The sequence below is a fragment of the Microcoleus sp. A2-C3 genome (genome assembly GCF_036706065.1).
Classification (GTDB): Bacteria; Cyanobacteriota; Cyanobacteriia; order Cyanobacteriales; family Microcoleaceae; genus Microcoleus.
In genome coordinates, this window is sequence record NZ_JAUBVX010000024.1 from 30483 (window position 1) to 52154 (window position 21672).

The following is a 21672-nucleotide window of genomic DNA, read 5'->3' on the forward strand; positions in this document are numbered from 1 at the left end:
TGGGATTATTTGCATTCTAGGCGATCGCGAAAATACTCCTCATACAAACTGCATCTCGCACTGCAATAATTTCCCTCCAGTTTCACCAACCCCATACTATTTAATTTAAACCCTAATTCTAACTTCAATCTAACCGGATTTGAGACACTCACAACCTCTCTCATCGCCTCGATTAATTCTGGATATTTTTCTAAATTCCACAAATGCCGACGCAAATGATCGCTGTAAATTCCTGCCTCCGTTGTCGCCGATTTAAGCAAATTATTTAAAGTCACATCTTGACAGACAATGCGATACATAGCCAGCCGCACTAAATAGGGATGTCCTCCCACTAACGCCATCAATTCCTCAACTTCTACCGCATTCCAATTCAGTCCGTGTCGCGCTGCTAACTCTTGCACTTGCTGCGAACTAAACTCCGACAATTCGATCGGCAATCCGACATTAAACGGCGATTTGTTCACATCCAGCGGAATATAAACTTCGGTGGAATGTACCACAATTAAACGAAACTTTTTCCAAATATCTCGCCGTTTTGCTTCTTCGTGCAAAGCGCGCAATAACCCAAAAAAGTCATCGGCAATTTCCGGCGATTCAAACAGGCGATCGCTCTCATCCAAGCCTAATGTCAGAGGTGGTGACGATTCCGACAGCAAATACTGTTCAAAGAAAGCTTTACAGCACTGATTGCTGCCAATCAAATCTGCTAATTCCCAGCATTTAGGTAACTGATCCAGCATTCCCAACTCTTGACCGACGCTAGCACAAAACCACTGCAAAAATGTATCTGAATTCGCGAAAACTCTCCTATTTGCTAGCTGAAAACTCAGCGCTACCGTGCGAGAACCTTGCGCTTCTGCATGATGCAAAATCCGCGCCATCAATGAAGTTTTGCCCATCTGTCTGGGTGCTTTGATGCGGATCAGGGCTCCCGGTTGGGCGATCGCCTCGTAACAGCGGGATTCTATCGGAGGGCGATCGACATAAAAGTGAGAAACTAAATCTACTTGTCCTCCCGGCAATTCTGGCGCTGCTGCTGGTATGGGTTGAATTATCGAATTTTTTGTGCTAGGAATTTCGCTCAAATTGACAGCTAATTCATGGTCTGCATTTAAGGATGTGCGACCTTCTTTAACTACGGTTAAAATTTCTGAAATTAACTTTGATGAGTCGGCCGCACACCGCCAATGCCAAGACTGGACTCCTGCTAAATAATGCAATAAATCAAAAGAAAATGGTGCATTTAATTCAATGCAAATTGGTAATATGGCTGGTTTTTTATTAGTGAAACTGTGCAATTCTTGGGCTAGCTGTACTTGTTCTAATATCATTTCGCTAGCGGCATATTCTGCGGATATCGGTAACAGCAAATAATCGCAAAGCTTTAAATATGAGTTATCTTTGCTGCTGTTGTTAACTAAAAAGACTTCGTGGCTAGCAAAAGTCAAAGCTTGGTGCAATTGTTGAATCAGGGTGTGGTTTGGGTTCGATCGCGCGTAAGCGTTGCCCGCCCCTACGGGAGGCTGATCAACGAAGAGGATCGCAATTTTGGCTATTTTGGCTGCGATCGACTGTGTTTCTACCGATTCGCACTGAGTCTCAAAATCGGCTATATCGCGCCATTCCTGGCCCAAGCCGCGACAAATTTCGATGAAATTAGCATAATCCACAGGTTTGCCATTCAGGAAATGACTGACAGTAGATTGGGCTATCCCTAAATCCTCAGCCAAGATTTTCTGACTGGGAAAGCCATTTCTCAGCAGAGACGATTTAACTGTGGGAATGTACTGGAGATGCAGCCTGAGCGATCGAGGCATTGGTTATAACGATCGAGACATTGAAACCATCATAAATGCCTATTGTCCCTAAAGTCGATAAAAAGTCGATGAAAAGTCGATGAATTCTCAAATAAGTCACTCGTCAACTCAAATAGTGGCCTGATTAGATGAGAAATAACAACGTTGGATCGCATCAAAACGAGGTAAAAGCATTGTGTATTCTCTCCTAATTTGTTCGCTAGCATCAGCTACAGATCAACCAGGTTGCGCCATCACACCGCCGATATTGTTGCTGGGAGTTGCGCTAAGTGCGATCGATCTATTCATTCTCACAACTCACCCGCCCAGATAAAATTGCGATCGTAAACATAGAGGAAAAAATACCATGCGTCAACAAAAGTCTAAGTCAAATAGCATTTTACTCCAGGTTTTTAGCGGTTTACTCAAGGTTGGTGGATGCTTATTGCTTGCGTACATTGGATTGATTGCATTTTTCACCCTGTTTGTCATGCCATTATTTTTTTCTTTTGGAATTAGGGATAAGCAAGTTGAGATATTGCTAGGGTTATCTGCAAGTATGGTAACTAATTCTAAGCAGGTGGAAGGCAAACAGTTTGTTGGTTCAATGAACAGAGTCCAGCAAACTTATTTTTACGAAAATAATGCTTTAGCCACTTCTGTTGATGCTTTAGGACTTGGCATTAAAACAGAAACTAACAACTACAAATATTCAACTCATACCACTGAAACAGCAGCATTTAATTATGCAGTTGCCAAGGACAAGACTCTTAAAAATTATGTCGGCGGTGTCTTTCTAGTTCCTGCTCAAAAATTAGATCCAAACGCCCGTCGAGATGAAATGATGACTGTAACCATACTTTGCGAAACTGAAAAGCGCCCTTTCTTTAGAGTTAAACGAACAGATGAGCCGGATGAGCAAGCAGAACCAATTTATCAAAATGGAGAGGTTATTTGCGGTAAAGGCACAACAGAATTGACCAGATAATCTAACTAAGCAATTTCCAGAATATTTCAGCTTGATAACTGATACCATAACCAGGTTTTTCATCTCCTTTATTCTTTAATCGGCGCAGGCCGATTTTGTTTGTGTAGTAGCGGTTTCAACCGCCGATTGTTATGGAATTAAAATGCTGTACCTGTACCGATATCGTTTGTAAGTCCGACAGTCCGACAGGGAATTAATTCCCTGTCTCATAGTGAAAGTCCTCTCAAAGAGGACTGAAGAGCTAATTAAATAAACCTTTTAATCCTCAATTTTAAATCTAAAAACTCCAATCTCAAATCAATAATTACCAATCTCAAATCTCAAATCTCAAATTGATAGTCGGTTTTAACCGACTTTCGCATTGAGGCAGGGGTTTAAACCCCTGCCTCAATGCGCGTTTGACCTTAAATTGACTGCTAAACGTCCCCAAAGTCGATGACAAGTCGATGACAAGTCGATGAATTCTCAAATAACTCACTCACCAACTCAAATAGCGGCCTGATTAGATTAGAAATAACAAGGTTGAATCCCATCACAACGAGGTAAAAGCATTGTGCATTCTATCCTAATTTGGTCGCTGGCGTCAGCCACTAATCAACCAACTTTCGCTTTCACACCGCCGATGTTTTGGTTTGTGCTGGGAGTTGTGCTAAGTGCGATCGATCTATTCATCCAAAAAACTCAGCCCCAAAAATACAGGTTTTACCTGCTGATGATGGGAGTTGCTGCTCTAATTTCATCCTTTATTTTGTGGAGAGGATCAGTCGCATTTGAGTTTAGTTGGGCAAATGTAATGTATGAAGATTTTGACTGGCAGATATCCTACTGGATGGGAATAGCCCTCGCGCTGAGTATCTGGATTCGACCAATTTTCATTGTTCGCAAAAAGTTTGTGATTCCCGAAGCAACATCAGCAACAACTATCTCAGAAATTTTATCTGGAGAAATCGGAATGGTGATTTATGAAGGTGCTTCGTGGAAAGCTCGCAATGAAGATAACCAAGTAATCGCACCCAGACAAAAAGTATACGTTTTGCGTCGCGAAGGCAACACGCTGATTGTGATACCTGACAGATTAATTAACATCAACAGCTAAATCCGGGTTTGTTGATTCCTCAATCAATCGGCGATTGAAATCGCTTCTACACAAACAAAGTCCGCCTTCGCGGACTAACAAATCAACTTTCAACTGTCAACTATTTACCAGGAGATTCACTATGTATCAGTATTTTTTGATGGTGTTGTTTGCAATCACCGGAGTATCTTTAGTCAGCAGCGTGAAAATCGTCCGTCAAGGAGATGAAGCCTTAGTTGAAATTTTCGGAAAGTACGATCGCAAAAAACTCGAACCTGGCTTGACATTTCTGATTCCGTTTGTCGAAACAGTCGCCTATAAACAAACTCTGCGGGAGCAAATGTTAAAACTGCCACCGCAACAATGTGCAACTAGCGATCGGGTTTTTGTTACCCTTGATTTTATTGTTTACTGGCGAATCATTGACTTAGAAAAAGCTTCTTACAAAGTGCAGAACCTCAAGGAAGCTATGTTCAATATGCTGATTCTTTCGATTCGGACTCAGATTGCTAAATTAACCGTCGAGGAACTTCATACAGTTCGTCATCAACTCAATAATACTTTAGTGGAGGAGTTGGATACAACCACCGATCCGTGGGGTGTGAAGTTTACGAGGGTGGAATTGCGCGATTTTGCGATCGGCACTAAAGCGATTAAACCCGAATATTCCGACAAAAAAGAAGCACAAAAGTTGCGATATTAGGAATTACTATTTCCTTGTTTTCCTCGTTCCAAGTATCTGCCCATCCCTGACAACGAACACGCGCTTTCCCACATTCCAGCAGGGGTTTAAACCCCTGTCTCAAAGCGAAAGTCCTCTTTAGAGGACTAAGAAGAAGACTTTTAAACTCATAGTCCTCTTCAGAGGACTTAAGCTTTGAGACAGGGAATTCATTCCCTGTCGGACTGTCGGATTATCGGTTTTATTAGAAACACAAAGAGTACACTACCATGAGTCAAGAAAAATTTCAGTTATCTAGCCTTTCACTTTATCGTTACGAATGCTTGTTGTTTTTAATCTACGTCGGAGTAATTGGCGTGCTAGCTAGCCCCTCATTTATTAACGTAACGAGGAAATTCTGGAGATGACATCGGAACCAAAACAGTATCTTAGCTCAATGAACAGAGAACAAACAGCCTATTTTACTCAAAAAAACTCTTTTGCTAATTCTGTTGAAGCGTTGGGAACAGGCATTCAAACTGAAACCCCAAATTACAACTATTCAGTTCGCGCCAGCAAGCAAGCAGCATTTAATTATGGAGTATCCAAGCACCCCAAAAGTACAAGTTATGTGGGCGCTGTCTTTGTAGTTCCTGCTAAAGAAGTTGAACCAAATGCTGCCCAACATGAACTCAAGGCAATAGCCATATTGTGCAAAGCTGATTCTCTCGGTTCAATTCAACTGGCAGAACCCACTTATCAAAATGGTAAAACTGCTTGTGGCAAAGGCACGATAGCAGTAACAGAATAATCGAATTCCAGGGCGGATAATGACAGCCGATTACGAGCTCAAATCGGCATTTAATTCACTATTTAAGGACTCAAGTCCTTACTACAAACAGAGAGGAGAAAATACCATGAGTAAACGAGATTATAATTCACCTAGCTTTTTACCCAAGGGTTGCGGATGTTTAGTGCTTTTGATATTGCTTACACCAGTAATTGGTGTTTTAGTTTTATCATTTTTTGTGTGTGGTAGTACAAATAAGGCCAAGCAATCGGAAGGCAAACAGTATATTAGTTCAATGAACAAAGGTCAGCTAGCCTATTATGCAGAAAACAGTGCTTTTAGCAATTCTGTTAATGCTTTAGGACTTGGGCTTAAAACCGAAACAACCAACTACAAATATTCACTTCGCGCCACAAAGCAAGCAGCATTTAATTATGGAGTATCCAAGCACAAAACAGAAAAAAGTTATGTCGGCGGTGTCTTTTTAGTTGACGCTGGAGAGGCAAAAACAACTTACTCTATATTGTGCGAAGCTGATTCTCCCGGTACAATTAAACCACCAGAACCAATTGATCAAAATGGCGAGGTTATTTGCGGTAAAGGTACAACATTAGTGGCCAAATAATCTAATTAGAACCAAGATCAATTCCTGACTACAAACAGAGAGGAGACAATACCATGAGTCAACATGATTTTAAGCCAGCTAGCCTTTTCTATAAGCGTCCTTCTAAGTCAGCTAGAATTTTATATAATAGTTGTGGATGCTTAGTGATTTTAATGATCCTTACAGCGATCGCTCTACCATCTTATCTGAATAGCGTAAATAGGGCTCCGCAATCGGAAGCAAAACAGTATGTTAGTTCGCTGAACAAAGGTCAGCAAGCTTATTATGCAGAAAAAAATGCTTTTTCCACTTCCATTGAAGCTTTAGAACTTGGACTTAAAACAGAAACCACCAACTACAAATATTCACTTCGTGTGACAAAGCAAGCTGCTTTTAATTATGGAGTATCCAAGCAAAAAAAAGCAAAAAGTTATGTGGGCGGTGTGCTTCTAGTTCCTGTTTATCCCAATGATCCTAAAGATGCGATGACAACATCATCCATATCCATCTTGTGCGAAGCTGATGCTCCGGGTACAATGAAACCAGCGGAACCAACTTATCAAAATGGCAAGCTTATTTGCGGTCAAGACACAACTCAAGTGACAAAATAATCTAACTATAGGCAACATTATGACAGTCGATTACCAATATCAAATCGGCGGCAGTCTCCCGCAAGATGCACCTACTTATGTAATGCGTCAAGCTGACTCGGAACTTTATCAAGCCCTGAAAGCTGGAGAGTTTTGTTACGTGCTCAATTCCCGACAAATGGGCAAATCCAGCCTATTAGTTCAAACTGTACAAAAGCTCTCGGCCGATCGCATTTCTTGTGCTACGATCGACCTTTCGGACATTGGCAGCCAGCAAGTCTCTCTGGATAAGTGGTACGGCGGCGTCGCTTACAAGCTTTTGTGCAGCTTCAACCTATTTAACGCCGTCGAGTTTATGGCTTGGTGGCGGGAGAGAGAGTTGATGCCGCCCGTGCAGCGTTTAGGAGAGTTAATTGAGGAGTTGCTGCTGGCAAAAATTGCTCAACCTATTGTAATTTTTATTGATGAAATTGATAGTATTCTCAGTTTCCAAGAACCGCTAGATGATTTTTTTGCGTTAATTAGAGCTTGCTACAACAAACGCGCTCACAAATCAGAATACCGGCGGTTAACTTTTGCTTTGCTGGGAGTAGCTTCGCCGTCTGATTTGATTTCAGATCCAATCCGCACGCCGTTTAATATTGGTTTGGCTATTGAATTGTACGGCTTTAATTTACAGGAAGCTCTGCCTTTAGCTAAGGGATTTGATGGAAAAGTTGACAATCCTCAAGAGGTTTTGCAAGAGATTTTGGATTGGACGGGAGGGCAACCATTTCTGACTCAAAAGCTTTGCAAAATTATACTTCAAAATATCAAATGCTTAGAAGATGCTTCTACTATTTATGGTGCAATGGAGGAAAGAAGGACTGAAGTCCTTACTACGAACCTGGAGGAAAGAAGGACTGAAGTCCTTACTACGAACCTATTCATTGCTGAGATAGTGCAATCTCAGATTATTGATAATTGGGAATCATCCGATGAACCGGTACACCTTAAAACAATTCGCGATCGCCTTTTGAGAAGTCAGCACCGCGCTAGTAGGTTATTGGGATTGTATCAAAAAATCTTGCAAGTCGATCCCCCCCAACCCCCCTTAACAAGGGGGGAGAAAATGCAAGTCGATCCCCCCCAACCCCCCTTAACAAGGGGGGAGAAAATGCCAGAATTCCCCTCAGTCAAATTAACCAGGAATGAGGAACTTTCAGAACCCCCCTTGTTAAGGGGGGCAGGGGGAATCGGGGCCGATGATACTCCCGAAGAAACAGAATTGCGGCTGAGCGGATTAGTGGTAAAACGAGGTGGCAAATTAACCGTATCCAACCGCATTTATGCAGCTATATTCAATCAAAACTGGGTAGAAAAAGCACTCGGCGACTTGCGCCCCTATGCGGAATCCCTAACAGCATGGATAGCATCAGATTGTCAAGACGAATCTCGCTTGTTGCGCGGTCAAGCGCTGGAAGAGGCTAGAGAGTGGTCGGCAAATAAGAGCTTGAGCGCGCAAGATTATCAATTTTTAGGTGCTAGCCAAGAAGCGGAATTTGCCCGATTTCGCGATCGCGAAAAACAAACTAAAGCTGAAATGGAGCAACTGCGCCGCGAAAAAAAGTTACTAGAGGAACTAGCAGAAGCACAAAAACAGAAAAGAATTACTCAATATAAGTTATGGCGCGAGTACAACCTCAGATTAGCAACTATTACAGGGGCCGCAGGAATATTAATATCAATCCTGATTGTAGCATTTTGGGTGAAACCGTCAATCGAAGAAGGAAATAACAAAATTCTGACTCTCAGTGTATTATCAGAAACGCTATTTGCTGCTGGCAAAAAAGATGAAGCTTTGCTAGAAAGCATCAGGGCGGCTACTGAAATTAAGCGATCGCTCGGAGTGAGTTCAGAAATTCAGACGCGAGTGGCGATCGCCCTAGAACAAATAGTTTACAGCTTTCGGGAACGCCGCCACTTACAGGGTGAAACCAGTACCCTTGCTTTCGTCAGTTTCAGCCCCGACAGTCAGATACTGGCTACACCTAACGATGACAATACTATCAAACTTTGGCAAACTAATGGAACTTTGCAAGCAACACTGACAGGGCATACAGATAAAATTATAAGTGCAATCTTCAATCCTAGCAGTCAAATAATTGTCTCCGCCAGCGACGACCAAACTGTCAAAATTTGGCAAAACAACGGAAAATTGATGCACAATTTAAAAGGACATAGCGCTAAATTAACCAGCGTTTGTTTGAGTCCAGATGGTAAAATTATTGCTTCAGCAAGTACCGATGGAACTCTTAAGCTATGGCAAATAAACGGTGCAGAATTTTTAACTTTAAAAGTGGAGCGAGGTTGGATAACCAGTGCTAGTTTTAGCCCAGACGGTCAGATACTTGCTGCGGCTAGTACTGATGGCACTGTTAAACTTTGGAGTTTGACAAAGGTTGTGGAACAATTGCAAAAACAGCAGTCAATCGAGGCAAGTAGGGATATCAAATTGCTCAGAATTTTACACATAGAAAGTGATAAAATTATGAGTGTAAGTTTCAGTCCCGACGGTGAAATGCTAGCGGCTGCAAGTGCTGGGGGAACTGCAAGACTTTGGAGCAAAGACGGCACGCCGGTGAGTATTTTGCAACATACAAGTGGATTGACAAATATTAGCTTTAGTCCCGACAGTCAAATGTTGCTATCTGCAAGCACAGACAAAATGGTGAGGTTGTGGAAAATTGATGGCACATTGATCGGAACTTTAAAAGGTAACAAGGATGCTGTTTGGAGTGCGAGTTTTAGTCCTGACGGTAAGGCGATCGCTAGTGCTAGTGCTGACGGTACGGTGATGCTGTGGAATTTTAATCTTGACGATTTGTTGGTGCAGGGTTGCAAGGTTGCCCGCAATTATTTTCAGACAAATCCGATCGCAAATCAAAACAATCGCTACCTCTGCGACGGGATTGGAACTCAGTCAGTCGATTTGAGATTTTAGATTTACTCCACAGATAAATCTGGGAGTTTGAAACTTGGTCTAAGATGTAGCAGCTAATAAATAATAGGTCAGGGCGATCGGTGTATTCAACTCAAGAGCAAAAGTATCAGAATTTGGAAAAAGAGTTAAGGGGCGGCGCGATCGCCCTTGGTGGCGTTTTATGCACGGGTACTCTCTGGTATTGGCAAGTAGAAAAATGGTCTTTGCTGGATGCAGTTTATATGACTGTATTTACTTTAGCAACTGTCGGCTATGGCGAAATTCACCCCCTGGGCAGCCGCGGGCGAATGTTTACCATGTGTTTGATTTTGATGGGTGTGATGGTGATTGGTTATATCGTTAACCGCTTTACAGAAGCGCTGATTCAAGGGTATTTTCAAGAAGGAGCAAGAATTAGGCAGCAGTGGCGTTTGGTAGATTCTTTGATCGGACATTATATTCTCTGCGGTTTTGGGCGCACCGGCCGGCAGATTGCCTTGGAATTTGAAGCAGAAAAAATCCCTTTTGTGGTGGTAGATTTGGCGATACATTCGATCGAGGCTGCCTTGGCGCTGGGGTACAAGGCGGTGCAGGGAGACGCGACGCTGGACGAAATTTTGCTGAATGTGGGGATCGATCGCGCAATTTGTATCGTAGCAGCTTTGCCATCGGATGCTGAGAATTTATACACTGTGCTGTCGGCGAAAACTCTGAATCCGAAGGTAAGGGCGATCGCCCGCGCCACCACAGAAGAAGCTGTAAAGAAGTTGCAGCGGGGCGGCGCCGATGCCGTCGTATCCCCCTACATTACCGGAGGCAAACGGATGGCAGCGGCTGCTTTGCGCCCTCAAGTGATGGATTTTTTAGATGGGGTTCTGACGGGAACCGATAGTTCTTTTTACATGGAAGAATTTCTGGTAGATCCGAATAGTTGTGTTTACGTCGGAGAAACTTTGAGAAATGCCAAATTGCGATCGCAATCCGGGGCCTTAGTTTTAGCAGTGCGGCGGGCTGACGGCCATTTGATTGTGGGGCCAACTGGAGAAACTGCGATCGAAGGAGGAGATATGCTGATTTGTTTGGGTACTGCTGAACAATTGCGAGCCCTGAATCAAATCCTCAGCCCGCTGAGTTCTCGCGTCCCTCGCCCTCCGAAGTAATAGAGCCGAGTTATGTGGGGCTTGTTATGGGGAGTCGCCTTGTCAGAAGATTGAGTGGCAGTTTAAGGGGATGCAGGGCTGTGGGAGGCATGGGTTAAGGTTGCGATCGGAGTGTCCTCATTGTGGGGCGCGGTTTAAGGTGTCGGCCCTTTGGGTGGATGGCCAGTGTCAGCATTGTTTTCTGGAGTTTGGGGAAATGGTGAAGTATCAGAAGTATTTATAATTTCTTTGACTTGGAGAATTTTTTCATAGTCTTCTCGAGTCAGTGGACAATCAATCAAATCTAAAAATTGTTGCTTTGCTAAAAAACACTGTTTCGCCATTTGACCCAAAAGATTATCAGGAATATCTTTCATCTTCTTTGTATGGCTTGTTTTAGTTTTTACTGCTGTTTTTTTGCCGTCTCGGGTAAAGTAAATGAAATAATGATGATCTCCTTCTGACTCTTGAAATCCCTTTTTTAATAATCCAGACTCAACTTTTGATTTCGGGCGTGGCATTCTAGACCTCTTCAATTTGGTTGAGTAACTGCTTTCTTAAATGTTGAGCATCTGAGGCTAGATCCTCAACACTCGCTTTGGCATATTCATCCCACATCATCACAATTTGTTCATTAATTTCATTAATTAAATCATCACGAGTATAAGCAAAAACGTCAATCCCTATGTTAGGTTCTTCAACAACAAATAATTGACTGGTATCTTCATCCATTTTAGGGGTCAGTCTTAGGGGATTTTTGCAAATAAGCTTTCTATCTAACCAGGAAATTTCTCGCAGAATAATGGGAGATAGTTCTACAGGTTCTATTCTGGTAACATCTGTTAGTTTAGTAGGATGACCATCAGCATCCAAAGTAAACTGACCTGTTACCTGGATTGGCAGGCGACGATTTTTAATCATTGAATCTTCTAACTCTTCCAGGTAAAAACATTCGATTTCCTGATGAGTAGGTGGATACTTTAAAACTACCGTGTGTTTATCAAAGTCAATGCGAATTAGTTCTCCTGTGACTGTCATTACAGTATCTTCAGAGGATTCTTGATTGAGCCAATCATTGATATAAGCGGTAGATTCGTTGGTGAGATTTAATTCAGGTCTATCAGCTAGTGAAAATCCTAAACTCCAATTTTCTCCGGCTTTTGGTAGGATTCTTTTACTTTCTAATAAAGCTCTATTCCTGAGTTTAGAATCGGGGAAAATATCCTGAACTTGGTTAAAGTTTGAATGGATTAAACTGGAAAAAAATTCCTCCAGTTTGTCCATAATTGCTGTATAATTGCCCACGTGACTATTAAAACCTGAGTTCAGCACAACTGGAAGGGTATAGCTTCCAGGTTGAGGAATGCTAGCACGTAAAGCATAACGCTGCTGCATTTCCAAAGGCACTTTAAATCGTTGTTTCACTGTCCCTTTTTCTTCGACAGTAGCGAGTAGGTAAATAATTTGTTGCAATCCACCTAGAACACGCACTAAAATTTCGATGGGGACTTCACAATTCTCCATTTCCTGACCCATCAAGCGGATAGTGGCTTTTGCTTCTGGGGGTTGTGCGAGAGACATTTTTCTATATAGTGGCTTTTATTGTTTCTTAATCTTAACCTAAAAAAGGCTTAAAAGCTAAATTTTTTTTCTGGTATCTCTAGCCTTGTATCTCTGACAAGGCGCACTATTCCAACAGAGGCAATAGCACTCCCAACACAGGCAATAGCACTCTCGTTCTCCCCTGCTAACCTACTTGCCAAATGCTGTATCCGATATAACCATACCGGAATCACAGGCTCACCTGTTTTCAGTCATACGATCGCCCTCGACCTATCAAACTTTACCATTTGGAGCGATCGCACCCTACTTCTTTACTCTCTCACGCGATCGCCCATAAATCACATCCAACCACACCGACACAACAAACTTACCCGTCAAAATCCAGATCCAGCGCCTCGCGGAACAGCTAACCCCCAGAATACCCAAAGGTCGAAATTTTTTAAAGCCGATGGTGGGATTTGAACCCACGACCGTTCGATTACGAATCGAATACTCTACCCCTGAGCTACATCGGCACAAACAACTTTTGACTATAGCATAACTTCGATAAAAAAGCAAGAAGCTGTAGAATTAAATTCAAAACTCCACAACTCCTAACTCAGAACTTGTTAAACAACCAGTTCCCCGTCATTTGAGCCGGCTCTGGCCCCGGAATAAACCAAACCCCGCTGCATATCCAGCGTCAGCATAGTGCCGTCCCGAATTATTCGCATCGCATTCTCCACACCCACCATCACTGGCACGCCCAAGCGCAAACCGATAATCGCAGCGTGAGAAGTCAAACTTTCCTCCTCCGTCACCACACCAGCGGCTTTGCGAATCATCTCCACAAAATCGGCGCTGGTGCGCTCCACTACCAAAATGTCGCCAGCGCGGAAATTCGCCACATCCGTAGCAGTGCGAGCAACCCTGGCCATCCCGCTTACCGAGCCCAAACCGACACCGGTGCCTTTGCCTAAAACCGCTGTCACTACTTCAACTTTGATCAAATCCGTCGATCCGGCAACCCCTTGCAGAGTACCGGCGGTCATCACCACTAAATCTCCGTCGGACAATAATTCTTTTTCTTGGGCGACATTGATCGCAGATTGAAATGTCTGGCCTGTGGAGGGCAAATCTAGCACCAACAGGGGTTTTACTCCCCAGACTAATTGCAGTTGTCGGGCTACGTCTACGTGGGGAGTAATTGCCAAAATTGGAGTTTTTGGTCGAAATTTGGAGACATTGCGGGCTGTAGAGCCGGTTTTGGTCAGCGTCATAATCGCTGCGGCGTTTAACTGTTCGGCGATTTGGCTGACTGCTTGGCTGATGCCGTTGGTGATCGATCGACCAACATCTTCTACATTTCTAATATTGCCCCTAATTCCTTCCCTCTCGATGCGGACGGCAATTCTCGCCATCGTCGCCACCGCTTCCACAGGAAAGTTGCCGACAGCGGTTTCATTGGAGAGCATTACCGCATCAGTTCCGTCCAGAATGGCGTTAGCCACGTCGGAAATCTCGGCGCGGGTAGGACGGGGATTGTTGACCATGCTGTCGAGCATCTGGGTAGCGGTAATTACCGGAATCCCCATGCGGTTGGAAGTCGCAATCAGCCGCTTTTGCAAAATCGGCACGTCTTCGGCGGGTAGTTCCACGCCCAAATCGCCGCGGGCGACCATCACGCCGTTGCAAAGGGCGAGAATTTCTTCCATTTGTTCGATCGCCTCGTGCTTTTCGATCTTAGCAATCACCGGTACTTGCTTACCCGCACTGGCAATCAGTTCTTTAATTTCGAGCATATCCTGGGGATTCCGCACGAAACTCAGGGCTACCCAATCGACACCTTGGTCGAGGCCGAACATTAAATCTTTGCGGTCTTTATCAGTCAGCGCCTTAATTGACAGGTATACTCCCGGAAAATTCACGCCTTTGTTGTTGGAAAGCGGCCCACCAACGACAACGCGGCAGTAGAGTTCTCCCGCGCCACGGTCTACTTTTTCGACGCGCATTTCCACTTTCCCGTCGTCGAGCAGAATCGTGGCTCCCTCTGGGACTTCCGAAGCTAGGGTTTCGTAGGTGACGGAAGAAATGAGCTCTGTGCCGACAACCGGGCGGCTGGTCAAAATGAAAGGATCGCCGTTTTTGACAACTATAGAGCCTGTTTCAAAGCGCCCTAAACGAATTTTTGGGCCTTGGAGATCCTGGAGGATGGCGACCGGCTGGTTGAGTTCAAAGGAGGTTTGCCGGATTAAGCGAATGCTGCGCTGGTGGTCTTCTTCTGTTCCGTGGGAAAAGTTGAGTCGCAAAGTTGTCGCACCAGCTTCTATGAGGTTCCGCAGCACTTGTGGGTTGGATGTGGCTGGGCCAATGGTGGCGACAATTTTAGTTCGGCGTAGGGCTTTTGACGGTTGCATGAATTGAGATGGGGTGGCTGGAGGATTTCTTGTTTAAATTTCGGCTAACGTTTCATCTTTTACTACAAGGAATGACGCTAGTCTCAAGTCTTAAAAATTTTGATAGTGGTCAAAACAGCAGGCATTGACCAATATATACAATATCTGACTTTTTACCGATCGGTAATCTTTTCTTGGCGATCGCCCTTTTTTGAAAATATTTCCGATTCCAGGCTTGACATAAATACAGATATACCCATTTATTTGAGTTGGGCTGCTCTGCCCTTTGACTAATCTAGCATTGGTATGGTTTCCGAGCAGCAATACTTTGCTTGTGGTGCAGGCGCTAGTGTCTTCTGAGCCAACTCAGTTTTTTTACCAAACTTTACTATTTGGAGACTTGATATCTTATACTACGCAAGGGTGAAATATTAAGGAGTGTTAACAAAGATGTCGGAGGCAGGACGGCCACTGACAGTGCCGAAAGAGTTTCTGAGTCCTCCGGGTGACTTGAATCCGACGCTGCTGTTGTTTTTGAGTGCATTAGCGATTATCGCGATTTCCTTTGTGGGTTACTGGTACGGAAACTGGCCAGATTGGTGTTGTTTTTCGCTGAACGTGCTGGCCTTGCATATGGCCGGAACAGTCATTCACGATGCGTCTCACCATTCAGCGCATCGCGATCGCACAATTAACGCTATTTTGGGACATGGTAGCGCGCTGATGTTGGGCTTTGCTTACCCCGTATTTACGCGGGTACATATGCAGCATCACGCCCACGTCAATGACCCAGAAAACGATCCAGACCATTATGTCTCTACTGGCGGGCCTCTGTGGTTGATTGCTGCAAGGTTCTTTTACCACGAGATTTTCTTCTTTAAGCGTAAACTGTGGCGGAAATACGAACTTTGGGAATGGTTTTTTAGCCGCTTGTTTGTAATCGGAGTGGTTTATATCTCAATTCAATACGACCATTTGGGTTACGTGCTGAATTTCTGGTTTTCTCCTGCTTTGGTGGTGGGATTAGCCTTGGGGTTATTTTTTGATTATTTGCCGCACCGTCCGTTTCACGAGCGCGATCGCTGGAAAAATGCCAGAGTATATCCAAGTCCAATTCTGAATATTTTAATTTTGGGGCAGAACTATCACCTGATTCATCATTTGTGGCCTTCAATTCCTTGGTACAATTACCAGCCAGCTTACGAAGCTGTGAAGCCGCTATTAGATGAAAAGGGTTCTCCTCAAAGTCTGGGAATATTGGAAGGTAAAAAGGATTTTTGGAGTTTTATATATGACATCTTTTTAGGGATTAGGCTGCATCACAAGAAGGCTAATGATTGACGAAAAATCCGGTTTCTTTGAGAAGCCGGTTTTTTTGCGAAGGAACAGGGAAGAAGGAAGAAGGAAGAAGGAAGAGGGAAGAATTAAATTTTCGTGACTTTCCTCACAATCTCACAACTGACGCACCTCTGGAATAGATGGTGCGGAGCGAATTAGATTAGGAGTAATGACAAGCTAAAGCTAAGTTTTCGAGTTCATCACTACCACCAATTGATCGAGGTAAAATATGATCTATCGTAAATAAAGTAGAGCTACTTTCTTCGGCAGAATGGCAATACTCACAAAAAAAACTAGCCCTACTTCTTACTAAATTTCGAGTAGTACGGTTTATGGACATGAGGCTGCTATAACTTTAGCGTTAATTAAGGTAAAAATCCGATCCAGTTCTAGTAAGCTTGCTAATTCTACAACCTCTTCTGAATTTAAAACATTAGCCTTTTTTCCCTCTGCCAGTTCTTCCAATCTAGCTTGCAGATTTTCGGTAAATTTGAATAAGCAAAGATTTCTGACTTTCTGAATTGATATGTCACTATCAATCCAGTAGGAAGGTTGTACCATAAGTTCAGCTATCATGGTTATTTAATGATTTAATTACTAATTTTAAACACTAATTATACCATAAAATTGACTCAATTTTATTTCTTTTGGGTTAATTTTTATAAAGTTTATAGAGGATCGTTTGTAGAGAAACGGAAGAGCGTCTGTATCGTTTCCCATTTCTGAAAAGTGGGCTAACTCAGTTAAAAATAAACCCACCGTTGCTGGTGGGTTAACTCTTGAATCAATCAAAAAGTGATTTTCTTATTTTTCTGCGGCAAGCGCGACGGCTAAATTCCAATCGGGGCGCAAATTTTGAGCTCCGCGCAAATAAGGATGATAAATTTCGGTATGTGCCGGCCAATTGATGTGAATTAAAAAGCGGATGCAGCGTTCTAAAGAACCCTTAACGTGCATTTGTTGGACATCCAACAAAGGAACATTGCACCAGCGGGGACGTTCGCGGGCGATCGCGGCCGGAAAGACAGCATCCAAATCGCGGGTGACTGAAAACGTAGCACTAATCATTAATTCCGGCTCTAAATTATTTCTTGTTTCTAATTCATCTAACAATTCTCTCACCGATTCTCGAATTGCTTCTACCGAATTCTCGCTGGCAGTTGTTGCCCCGCGAATCGCCCGCACTTGCCATTCCACGCAAATATTCTCCATTTTTTTGTCAGTTGTCAGTTGCTAGTTGTCAGTTGTCAGTTGTTAGTTGTTAGTTGTTGGTTGTTAGTTGTTAGTTGTTAGTTGTTAGTTGCAATTACCAATTACCAATTACCACTGCCAACTGACTACTGCCAACTGCCAACTGCCAACTGCCAACTGACTACTGCCAACCGCCAACTGCCAACTGACTATTAAATCACGGGCGATACAGCCACAGCGGTAAACCGCTAGTAGAAAGCTCGAATTCCAGCAAGTTTTTGTAAGCTGAAAGCCCGGATGTATCCAGACTACTCCCCAAGACCCGATTTAGGAAAGGTTTGGCTTTTTCTAGGGTGCAGCATTCAGTTTTTTCGGGGTCTAGGCCTGCGAGTTCGGCTGTCCAGCGGCGAGCGTCCTCTTCGGTTCCAAGTCGATCGACTACACCCAATTCTAAGGCTTGCTGACCGCTAAAAATGCGACCGTCGGCAAAGGTTTTGACTTTTTCAACTGGGAGTTTCCGGGCTTCGGCGACGGTTTCGACGAATTGCTGGTAGGTGGTGTCGATTAAGTCTTGCAGAATTTGCTGTTCGGAATCAGTTAATTGTCGATCGAATGCCAAGATATCTTTATACGGCCCCGATTTAATCACCTGAAAAGAAACGCCGACTTTTTCTAACAGCCCTTCTAGGTTGTTACCCCGGATAATCACGCCAATGCTGCCGGTAATTGTACCGGGATTGGAAACGATATGGTGAGCTCCCATGCCGATATAGACTCCGCCAGAAGCTGAAATATTGCCGAAACTGGCGACTATTTTGATTTTTTCTTGCAAACGCTTGAGCGCGCTGTAAATTTCCTGGGAATCCCCGACTGTGCCGCCGGGGCTGTCTATCCGCAGCAGCAAGGCGGGAAATTTGCGTTCTTCAACGATTTTGAGAGCTTCTAGGACTCGTTTGCGGGTTTCTCCGGCGATCGCGCCGGTGACTTCGATACGGGCGATTTGTTTGCGGTAGCGGGGCTTGAATGGCCAAATCATGGGCAGTTTACAGGCAATGTTACGATTTTTTGTAGCTAACTATAGTGTGACTCATCTGAAGGAAGAAGGAAGAGGGAAGAAGGAAGAGGGAAGAAGGAAGAGGGAAGAGGGAAGACGGAAGACGGGAAGAGGGAAGACGGGAACTCGTGAGACTCAAGAAACCGGGTTTTTTAGCGATATTAACGGTTTAAAGCGAATATTTGGGTGAAATAACCCGGTTTCTGGCTACTCGATGAGACTAAAGAAACCGGGTTTTTTAGCGATATTAACGGTTTGAGGGAAATATCTGGGTGAAAAAACCCGGTTTCTTGCCGATCGGTCGATCGCACTTAACCCACCTTCGATCTATAATTGTAAAAATTGCTTAACAAATCTACATCATTCCCGTGAGAGCCACTCTCATCAATTATTTGGAGTCCCGCCATGCAGCTAAAAATTACCGATTCTAAACTGCCCTTTGCGCCGCTGTTGCTAATCGCGCCGTTTTTCCTGTGGGGAACCGCGATGGTAGCGATGAAAGGGGTGATGCCACAAACGACACCGCTGTTTGTGGCTGTCGTGCGTTTATTACCTGCGGGCGTGTTGGTGTTGCTGGCGGCGGCATTGATGGGAAAAAAGCAACCACAGGGTTGGAAGGCTTGGCTGTGGATTTCGTTGTTTGCTTTGGTGGACGGTACTTTGTTTCAAGGCTTTTTAGCCGAAGGTTTGGCGAGAACCGGTGCGGGTTTGGGCTCGGTGATGATTGATTCTCAACCGCTAGCAGTGGCGATTTTGTGTTTGTGGCTGTTTCAAGAAAAAATCGGTTTTTGGGGCTGGTTGGGACTAGCAATCGGCGTTATCGGCATCAGTTTAATTGGGTTGCCAGATGGCTTTATTTTGGGGCTGTTTCATCCTGAAAGCGCGCAGGTTTCTGCGGGTATCGAAAGTGTGTTTGAGGGCGGGGAATGGTTGATGCTGTTGGCGGCTTTGTCGATGGCTGTGGGTACGGTTTTGGTGCGCTGGGTTTGCCGTTATGTTGACCCGATTGTGGCGACGGGCTGGCACATGATTTTAGGCGGTTTGCCGTTGTTGGCGATGTCGGCGGCTACTGAGTCGGAGCAGTTTGTGAATATCGATTTTTCTGGTTGGATGGCTTTAGGTTATTCTACAGTGTTCGGAAGTGCGATCGCCTACGGTTTATTCTTTTATTTTGCTTCTAGCGGCAGTCTGACAAGTTTAAGTTCTCTTACCTTTCTTACCCCAGTTTTTGCTTTGCTGTTCGGCAATTTGTTCTTGGGTGAGGTGTTGAATCCGCTGCAATCGATGGGAGTAGGGCTGACGTTGGTGAGTATTTATTTGATCAACCAGCGGGATACTTTGGCTGAGAAGTTGGGAAAAGGGCGGAATGGTGAAGCTAATTCTGAGGAAAAAGTGCAGTTATTAGAGTCGTCCGAGTTGAAGAAGGTTGAATTTCCAGTGAAATTACGGGCTACAGAATTGGAATCTGAGGTTTAGGGATTGGGGAAATTTAGGGAGAATTGGTTAACTCTTGAATTAACTGATTTGGAGTTACAATTCGAGGAATAGTCACCGGAAAATCTCGCGGGTTGCGGGTGACAATGGCATCAATTTGATTGACTACGGCAGTGCTGTACTGAATCGCATCTTCAAAATCCTTGAAATTGGAGGTTAATGCCATTGAAATAGCAGAGTTATCGACTGTCGCGACTTGACAAAATGTGGCTATATGTCTCAAAAATTCAAGCGTTGAATCTCGACTTTTAACTTTGCGTATGATGTAGTAAAGGTCGCCAAAAGTAGAGGCTGAAATATAGCCTTCTAGTTGTCCCTGTTCAACAAAGGACAAAACTTGTTCGCTTTCATCAAAAAATTGCTGTCGTTCAAGGGCGATATCTAAGATGATGTTAGTATCTAGCAAGATTTTCATAGATTGTGTTTCTCCTTCAAAGCTTCCCATCTAGCTTCCTCTGCATCGAAGTCAGGCGGGACAGGCTGAGTATTCTCAAACCAGGCTTGCAAAGCCTTGATTTTAGTTGTCACTTTTCTTTTAGGATTTGCTTCCTGCGACTCAACTACTAACTCTGGGGAACTGACAACCGCATTAGCCACCGGCCAAACGATGATTTCCACATCTCCGGGCGGCATATCCACGGGTTCCAAAGCTACCAAATTGCCAGTTGCATCGATTTTACCTCTAAGTTTGTATGCTTGCATACTAATCTCCTAAGTTTTGTCTCTATTATACGACATAAAAATTTGGGAAGTCCCTCTGTAATCAATCCAAAACTAATCATATTAAAAATTCTTAGGAAGTCCGCCGATATAGCCTCTCAAAAATGCCTCTGATAATGATACAGATTCTTGTCCCTCCAAAGGTTCAGGTTTGAGAATGCGTATTGCTTTAGTATGCCCTAATTGGCTGCGGTAGATCACAAACAGGCGCTGTTCGTCATCATCTAAATCCAAACCATCCAAAACTGCCGGGTTGTGAGTTGTAAAGATGACTTGTTTATCGTTCTTTTTTGCTAGTTCGACTAATTCTTCGATTAATCTGCGACATAATCGAGGGTTGAGAGAAGCGTCAATGTTATCTATTGCAAAAAATTTAGGCGTGAGTTCGCTGATGAACAAGGTAAAGTAAAACAGTAAAAATAAAAAGCCTTCATTCGAGCTTCTTTGGTCAAAGTAACTTAAATCTGCATCTAAGTATCTATCTGTGATTTGGAGAGAAGTTTGCATTGCTGATAGATTTTGAGGAACTTCAAAATCTTTAAACCAATCTATCAATCGCAACTTTTCTTTGATTTGATTAAGTTTATCTTGGTTTTGCTCTGCATTCAAAACATTTATAAGTTTAAACAAGCCTTCACCATTAATGCCTAATGGTTGAATCTGTCCTTCTTTTTCAAAAGTTCGTAATGCTTGGTTTTCCGGAGAGTAAATTGTGAAGTCAATTAAATGATCCGGGGAAAACATTCTGTTTATTGATCCTAACAACAACAAGAGTTCTTGTACTGTTTTGGGATTTAATCCTGCTTCTAATTCGTCTTCTAATCCTCCTTCTAATGCTTTTATACTTTTTTTAAAGGCTTCTAAACTTACTTTCTCAGGTTTGTTTTTTTGGTTTGTAGATATAACATTTTGTCTTTGCCTAGAGTAAGAAACAAGATTTTTTAAATAAATTGCCTTAGCAGATAAAATTTTATTTTCCCAGTCTGAATAGGGATAGTTATCATTGTGTAAAAGATAACTAAAGTTTTCTCCTTGGTTTTCTTTAATATCAATTTTGATATTTTTAACCAAATTTTTCCTTTCAAAAGCCGATCGCATAAATCGAGGTTCTGTCACCCGAACCCCCCGTGCAGCTAGGAACTCGTTATCAAGTTTATCACTCGCCGCCGCAGAAGCCAGGGCGATCGCCTCCAAAATATTGCTCTTACCGCAGCCATTTTCCCCAATCAATACGGTGACTCGTCCTAATTCCAGCTTCAGCTTTTGAATAGACTTGTAATTTTCGATTCTGACTTCTCCAATCATAATTCAATCCCATATAATCTTAGTGTA

At 43.4% G+C, this 21672-nt stretch carries 23 protein-coding genes and 1 tRNA gene; 12 read left to right on the top strand and 12 right to left on the bottom strand.

The window, feature by feature from the left end; all coding sequences use genetic code 11:
• Positions 1 to 5 precede the first annotated feature (5 nt).
• Positions 6 to 1817 (bottom strand): AAA-like domain-containing protein, encoded by a 1812-nt coding sequence (locus tag QUB66_RS14925; RefSeq protein ID WP_265237161.1) that lies wholly within the window; start codon positions 1815 to 1817, stop codon positions 6 to 8.
• 175 nt (positions 1818 to 1992) lie between these two features.
• Between QUB66_RS14925 and QUB66_RS14930 the strand changes: the two genes are divergently transcribed.
• The 9 genes from QUB66_RS14930 to QUB66_RS14970 all read left to right on the top strand — a co-directional run bounded on the left by QUB66_RS14930 (position 1993) and on the right by QUB66_RS14970 (position 10626).
• A complete protein-coding gene (locus tag QUB66_RS14930) occupies positions 1993 to 2130 on the top strand; it encodes a hypothetical protein (RefSeq protein WP_332971247.1) in 138 nt (45 codons plus the stop codon).
• A gap of 33 nt (positions 2131 to 2163) precedes the next feature.
• Positions 2164 to 2784, top strand: a complete 621-nt coding sequence (locus QUB66_RS14935) for a type IV pilin-like G/H family protein (protein ID WP_265237159.1) — start codon at positions 2164 to 2166, stop codon at positions 2782 to 2784.
• A gap of 553 nt (positions 2785 to 3337) precedes the next feature.
• Positions 3338 to 3880, top strand: a complete 543-nt coding sequence (locus QUB66_RS14940; RefSeq protein ID WP_265237157.1) for an NfeD family protein — start codon at positions 3338 to 3340, stop codon at positions 3878 to 3880.
• A 121-nt stretch (positions 3881 to 4001) separates the two neighbouring features.
• Complete coding sequence (locus QUB66_RS14945) at positions 4002 to 4562, top strand: SPFH domain-containing protein (protein WP_332967335.1); 561 nt, start codon at positions 4002 to 4004, stop codon at positions 4560 to 4562.
• 382 nt (positions 4563 to 4944) lie between these two features.
• The gene (locus tag QUB66_RS14950) at positions 4945 to 5331 is read left to right on the top strand and encodes a type IV pilin-like G/H family protein (RefSeq protein ID WP_332967336.1); all 387 of its coding nucleotides are present in this window, start codon (positions 4945 to 4947) and stop codon (positions 5329 to 5331) included.
• Positions 5332 to 5437: 106 nt separating this feature from the next.
• On the top strand, positions 5438 to 5935 hold the full coding sequence (locus QUB66_RS14955) for a type IV pilin-like G/H family protein (protein ID WP_332967337.1): 498 nt from the start codon (positions 5438 to 5440) through the stop codon (positions 5933 to 5935).
• A 53-nt stretch (positions 5936 to 5988) separates the two neighbouring features.
• Positions 5989 to 6525 (top strand): type IV pilin-like G/H family protein, encoded by a 537-nt coding sequence (locus QUB66_RS14960; RefSeq protein ID WP_332967339.1) that lies wholly within the window; start codon positions 5989 to 5991, stop codon positions 6523 to 6525.
• Between the two features lie 19 nt (positions 6526 to 6544).
• Complete coding sequence (locus QUB66_RS14965) at positions 6545 to 9487, top strand: AAA-like domain-containing protein (protein WP_332967341.1); 2943 nt, start codon at positions 6545 to 6547, stop codon at positions 9485 to 9487.
• Between the two features lie 80 nt (positions 9488 to 9567).
• Positions 9568 to 10626, top strand: a complete 1059-nt coding sequence (locus QUB66_RS14970) for a potassium channel family protein (RefSeq protein ID WP_332967342.1) — start codon at positions 9568 to 9570, stop codon at positions 10624 to 10626.
• Positions 10627 to 10760: 134 nt separating this feature from the next.
• On the opposite strand, the gene QUB66_RS14975 is transcribed toward QUB66_RS14970, so the two are convergent.
• The 4 genes from QUB66_RS14975 to pyk all read right to left on the bottom strand — a co-directional run bounded on the left by QUB66_RS14975 (position 10761) and on the right by pyk (position 14564).
• The gene (locus QUB66_RS14975) at positions 10761 to 11126 is read right to left on the bottom strand and encodes a hypothetical protein (protein ID WP_265237148.1); all 366 of its coding nucleotides are present in this window, start codon (positions 11124 to 11126) and stop codon (positions 10761 to 10763) included.
• Between the two features lies 1 nt (position 11127).
• Positions 11128 to 12186 (bottom strand): hypothetical protein, encoded by a 1059-nt coding sequence (locus QUB66_RS14980; protein WP_332967344.1) that lies wholly within the window; start codon positions 12184 to 12186, stop codon positions 11128 to 11130.
• A gap of 425 nt (positions 12187 to 12611) precedes the next feature.
• A tRNA-Thr gene (locus tag QUB66_RS14985) sits at positions 12612 to 12683 on the bottom strand.
• Positions 12684 to 12776: 93 nt separating this feature from the next.
• Complete coding sequence (gene pyk / locus QUB66_RS14990; protein ID WP_265237144.1) at positions 12777 to 14564, bottom strand: pyruvate kinase; 1788 nt, start codon at positions 14562 to 14564, stop codon at positions 12777 to 12779.
• A 429-nt stretch (positions 14565 to 14993) separates the two neighbouring features.
• Here pyk and crtR point away from each other — a divergent pair, with 429 nt between their 5' ends.
• Complete coding sequence (gene crtR, locus QUB66_RS14995; protein WP_265237216.1) at positions 14994 to 15884, top strand: beta-carotene hydroxylase; 891 nt, start codon at positions 14994 to 14996, stop codon at positions 15882 to 15884.
• Between the two features lie 157 nt (positions 15885 to 16041).
• Here the strand turns inward: crtR and QUB66_RS15000 are convergent, their stop codons facing one another.
• The 4 genes from QUB66_RS15000 to sppA form a co-directional block, all read right to left on the bottom strand.
• Positions 16042 to 16221 carry an HNH endonuclease gene (locus QUB66_RS15000; protein WP_332967346.1) on the bottom strand — a complete coding sequence of 60 codons (180 nt, stop codon included), beginning with the start codon at positions 16219 to 16221 and terminating at the stop codon, positions 16042 to 16044.
• Complete coding sequence (locus tag QUB66_RS15005) at positions 16212 to 16457, bottom strand: hypothetical protein (protein WP_265237140.1); 246 nt, start codon at positions 16455 to 16457, stop codon at positions 16212 to 16214. The genes QUB66_RS15000 and QUB66_RS15005 overlap by 10 nt, the downstream gene beginning before the upstream one ends.
• A 228-nt stretch (positions 16458 to 16685) precedes the next feature.
• On the bottom strand, positions 16686 to 17093 hold the full coding sequence (gene aroH, locus QUB66_RS15010) for a chorismate mutase (protein WP_321161626.1): 408 nt from the start codon (positions 17091 to 17093) through the stop codon (positions 16686 to 16688).
• Positions 17094 to 17289: 196 nt separating this feature from the next.
• On the bottom strand, positions 17290 to 18108 hold the full coding sequence (gene sppA / locus QUB66_RS15015) for a signal peptide peptidase SppA (RefSeq protein WP_332967348.1): 819 nt from the start codon (positions 18106 to 18108) through the stop codon (positions 17290 to 17292).
• 16 nt (positions 18109 to 18124) lie between these two features.
• Here sppA and QUB66_RS15020 point away from each other — a divergent pair, with 16 nt between their 5' ends.
• Positions 18125 to 18316 carry a hypothetical protein gene (locus tag QUB66_RS15020; RefSeq protein WP_332967349.1) on the top strand — a complete coding sequence of 64 codons (192 nt, stop codon included), beginning with the start codon at positions 18125 to 18127 and terminating at the stop codon, positions 18314 to 18316.
• 215 nt (positions 18317 to 18531) lie between these two features.
• Positions 18532 to 19602, top strand: coding sequence for a DMT family transporter (locus QUB66_RS15025; RefSeq protein WP_332967350.1), 1071 nt, complete (start codon positions 18532 to 18534; stop codon positions 19600 to 19602).
• Between the two features lie 13 nt (positions 19603 to 19615).
• Here the strand turns inward: QUB66_RS15025 and QUB66_RS15030 are convergent, their stop codons facing one another.
• From QUB66_RS15030 to QUB66_RS15040, 3 genes are all read right to left on the bottom strand, one after another.
• The gene (locus QUB66_RS15030; protein ID WP_332967351.1) at positions 19616 to 20035 is read right to left on the bottom strand and encodes a type II toxin-antitoxin system VapC family toxin; all 420 of its coding nucleotides are present in this window, start codon (positions 20033 to 20035) and stop codon (positions 19616 to 19618) included.
• Positions 20032 to 20322, bottom strand: coding sequence for a hypothetical protein (locus tag QUB66_RS15035; protein WP_332967353.1), 291 nt, complete (start codon positions 20320 to 20322; stop codon positions 20032 to 20034). The genes QUB66_RS15030 and QUB66_RS15035 overlap by 4 nt, the downstream gene beginning before the upstream one ends.
• An 81-nt stretch (positions 20323 to 20403) precedes the next feature.
• A complete protein-coding gene (locus QUB66_RS15040; protein ID WP_332967355.1) occupies positions 20404 to 21645 on the bottom strand; it encodes an AAA family ATPase in 1242 nt (413 codons plus the stop codon).
• Positions 21646 to 21672 lie beyond the last annotated feature (27 nt).

Excerpts from the sequence above, each read along its gene's own strand:
- QUB66_RS15000 (WP_332967346.1), bottom strand. The coding sequence starts at position 16,221 with ATGTCCATAAACCGTACTACTCGAAATTTAGTAAGAAGTAGGGCTAGT.
- QUB66_RS14975 (WP_265237148.1), bottom strand. The coding sequence starts at position 11,126 with ATGCCACGCCCGAAATCAAAAGTTGAGTCTGGATTATTAAAAAAGGGA.
- pyk (WP_265237144.1), bottom strand. The coding sequence starts at position 14,564 with ATGCAACCGTCAAAAGCCCTACGCCGAACTAAAATTGTCGCCACCATT.
- crtR (WP_265237216.1), top strand. The coding sequence starts at position 14,994 with ATGTCGGAGGCAGGACGGCCACTGACAGTGCCGAAAGAGTTTCTGAGT.
- QUB66_RS15020 (WP_332967349.1), top strand. The coding sequence starts at position 18,125 with ATGTTACGATTTTTTGTAGCTAACTATAGTGTGACTCATCTGAAGGAA.
- QUB66_RS14955 (WP_332967337.1), top strand. The coding sequence starts at position 5,438 with ATGAGTAAACGAGATTATAATTCACCTAGCTTTTTACCCAAGGGTTGC.
- QUB66_RS14980 (WP_332967344.1), bottom strand. The coding sequence starts at position 12,186 with ATGTCTCTCGCACAACCCCCAGAAGCAAAAGCCACTATCCGCTTGATG.
- QUB66_RS14935 (WP_265237159.1), top strand. The coding sequence starts at position 2,164 with ATGCGTCAACAAAAGTCTAAGTCAAATAGCATTTTACTCCAGGTTTTT.
- QUB66_RS15030 (WP_332967351.1), bottom strand. The coding sequence starts at position 20,035 with ATGAAAATCTTGCTAGATACTAACATCATCTTAGATATCGCCCTTGAA.
- QUB66_RS14925 (WP_265237161.1), bottom strand. The coding sequence starts at position 1,817 with ATGCCTCGATCGCTCAGGCTGCATCTCCAGTACATTCCCACAGTTAAA.
- QUB66_RS15040 (WP_332967355.1), bottom strand. The coding sequence starts at position 21,645 with ATGATTGGAGAAGTCAGAATCGAAAATTACAAGTCTATTCAAAAGCTG.
- aroH (WP_321161626.1), bottom strand. The coding sequence starts at position 17,093 with ATGGAGAATATTTGCGTGGAATGGCAAGTGCGGGCGATTCGCGGGGCA.
- QUB66_RS15005 (WP_265237140.1), bottom strand. The coding sequence starts at position 16,457 with ATGATAGCTGAACTTATGGTACAACCTTCCTACTGGATTGATAGTGAC.
- QUB66_RS15035 (WP_332967353.1), bottom strand. The coding sequence starts at position 20,322 with ATGCAAGCATACAAACTTAGAGGTAAAATCGATGCAACTGGCAATTTG.
- QUB66_RS14960 (WP_332967339.1), top strand. The coding sequence starts at position 5,989 with ATGAGTCAACATGATTTTAAGCCAGCTAGCCTTTTCTATAAGCGTCCT.
- QUB66_RS14950 (WP_332967336.1), top strand. The coding sequence starts at position 4,945 with ATGACATCGGAACCAAAACAGTATCTTAGCTCAATGAACAGAGAACAA.
- QUB66_RS14965 (WP_332967341.1), top strand. The coding sequence starts at position 6,545 with ATGACAGTCGATTACCAATATCAAATCGGCGGCAGTCTCCCGCAAGAT.
- QUB66_RS15025 (WP_332967350.1), top strand. The coding sequence starts at position 18,532 with ATGCAGCTAAAAATTACCGATTCTAAACTGCCCTTTGCGCCGCTGTTG.
- sppA (WP_332967348.1), bottom strand. The coding sequence starts at position 18,108 with ATGATTTGGCCATTCAAGCCCCGCTACCGCAAACAAATCGCCCGTATC.
- QUB66_RS14945 (WP_332967335.1), top strand. The coding sequence starts at position 4,002 with ATGTATCAGTATTTTTTGATGGTGTTGTTTGCAATCACCGGAGTATCT.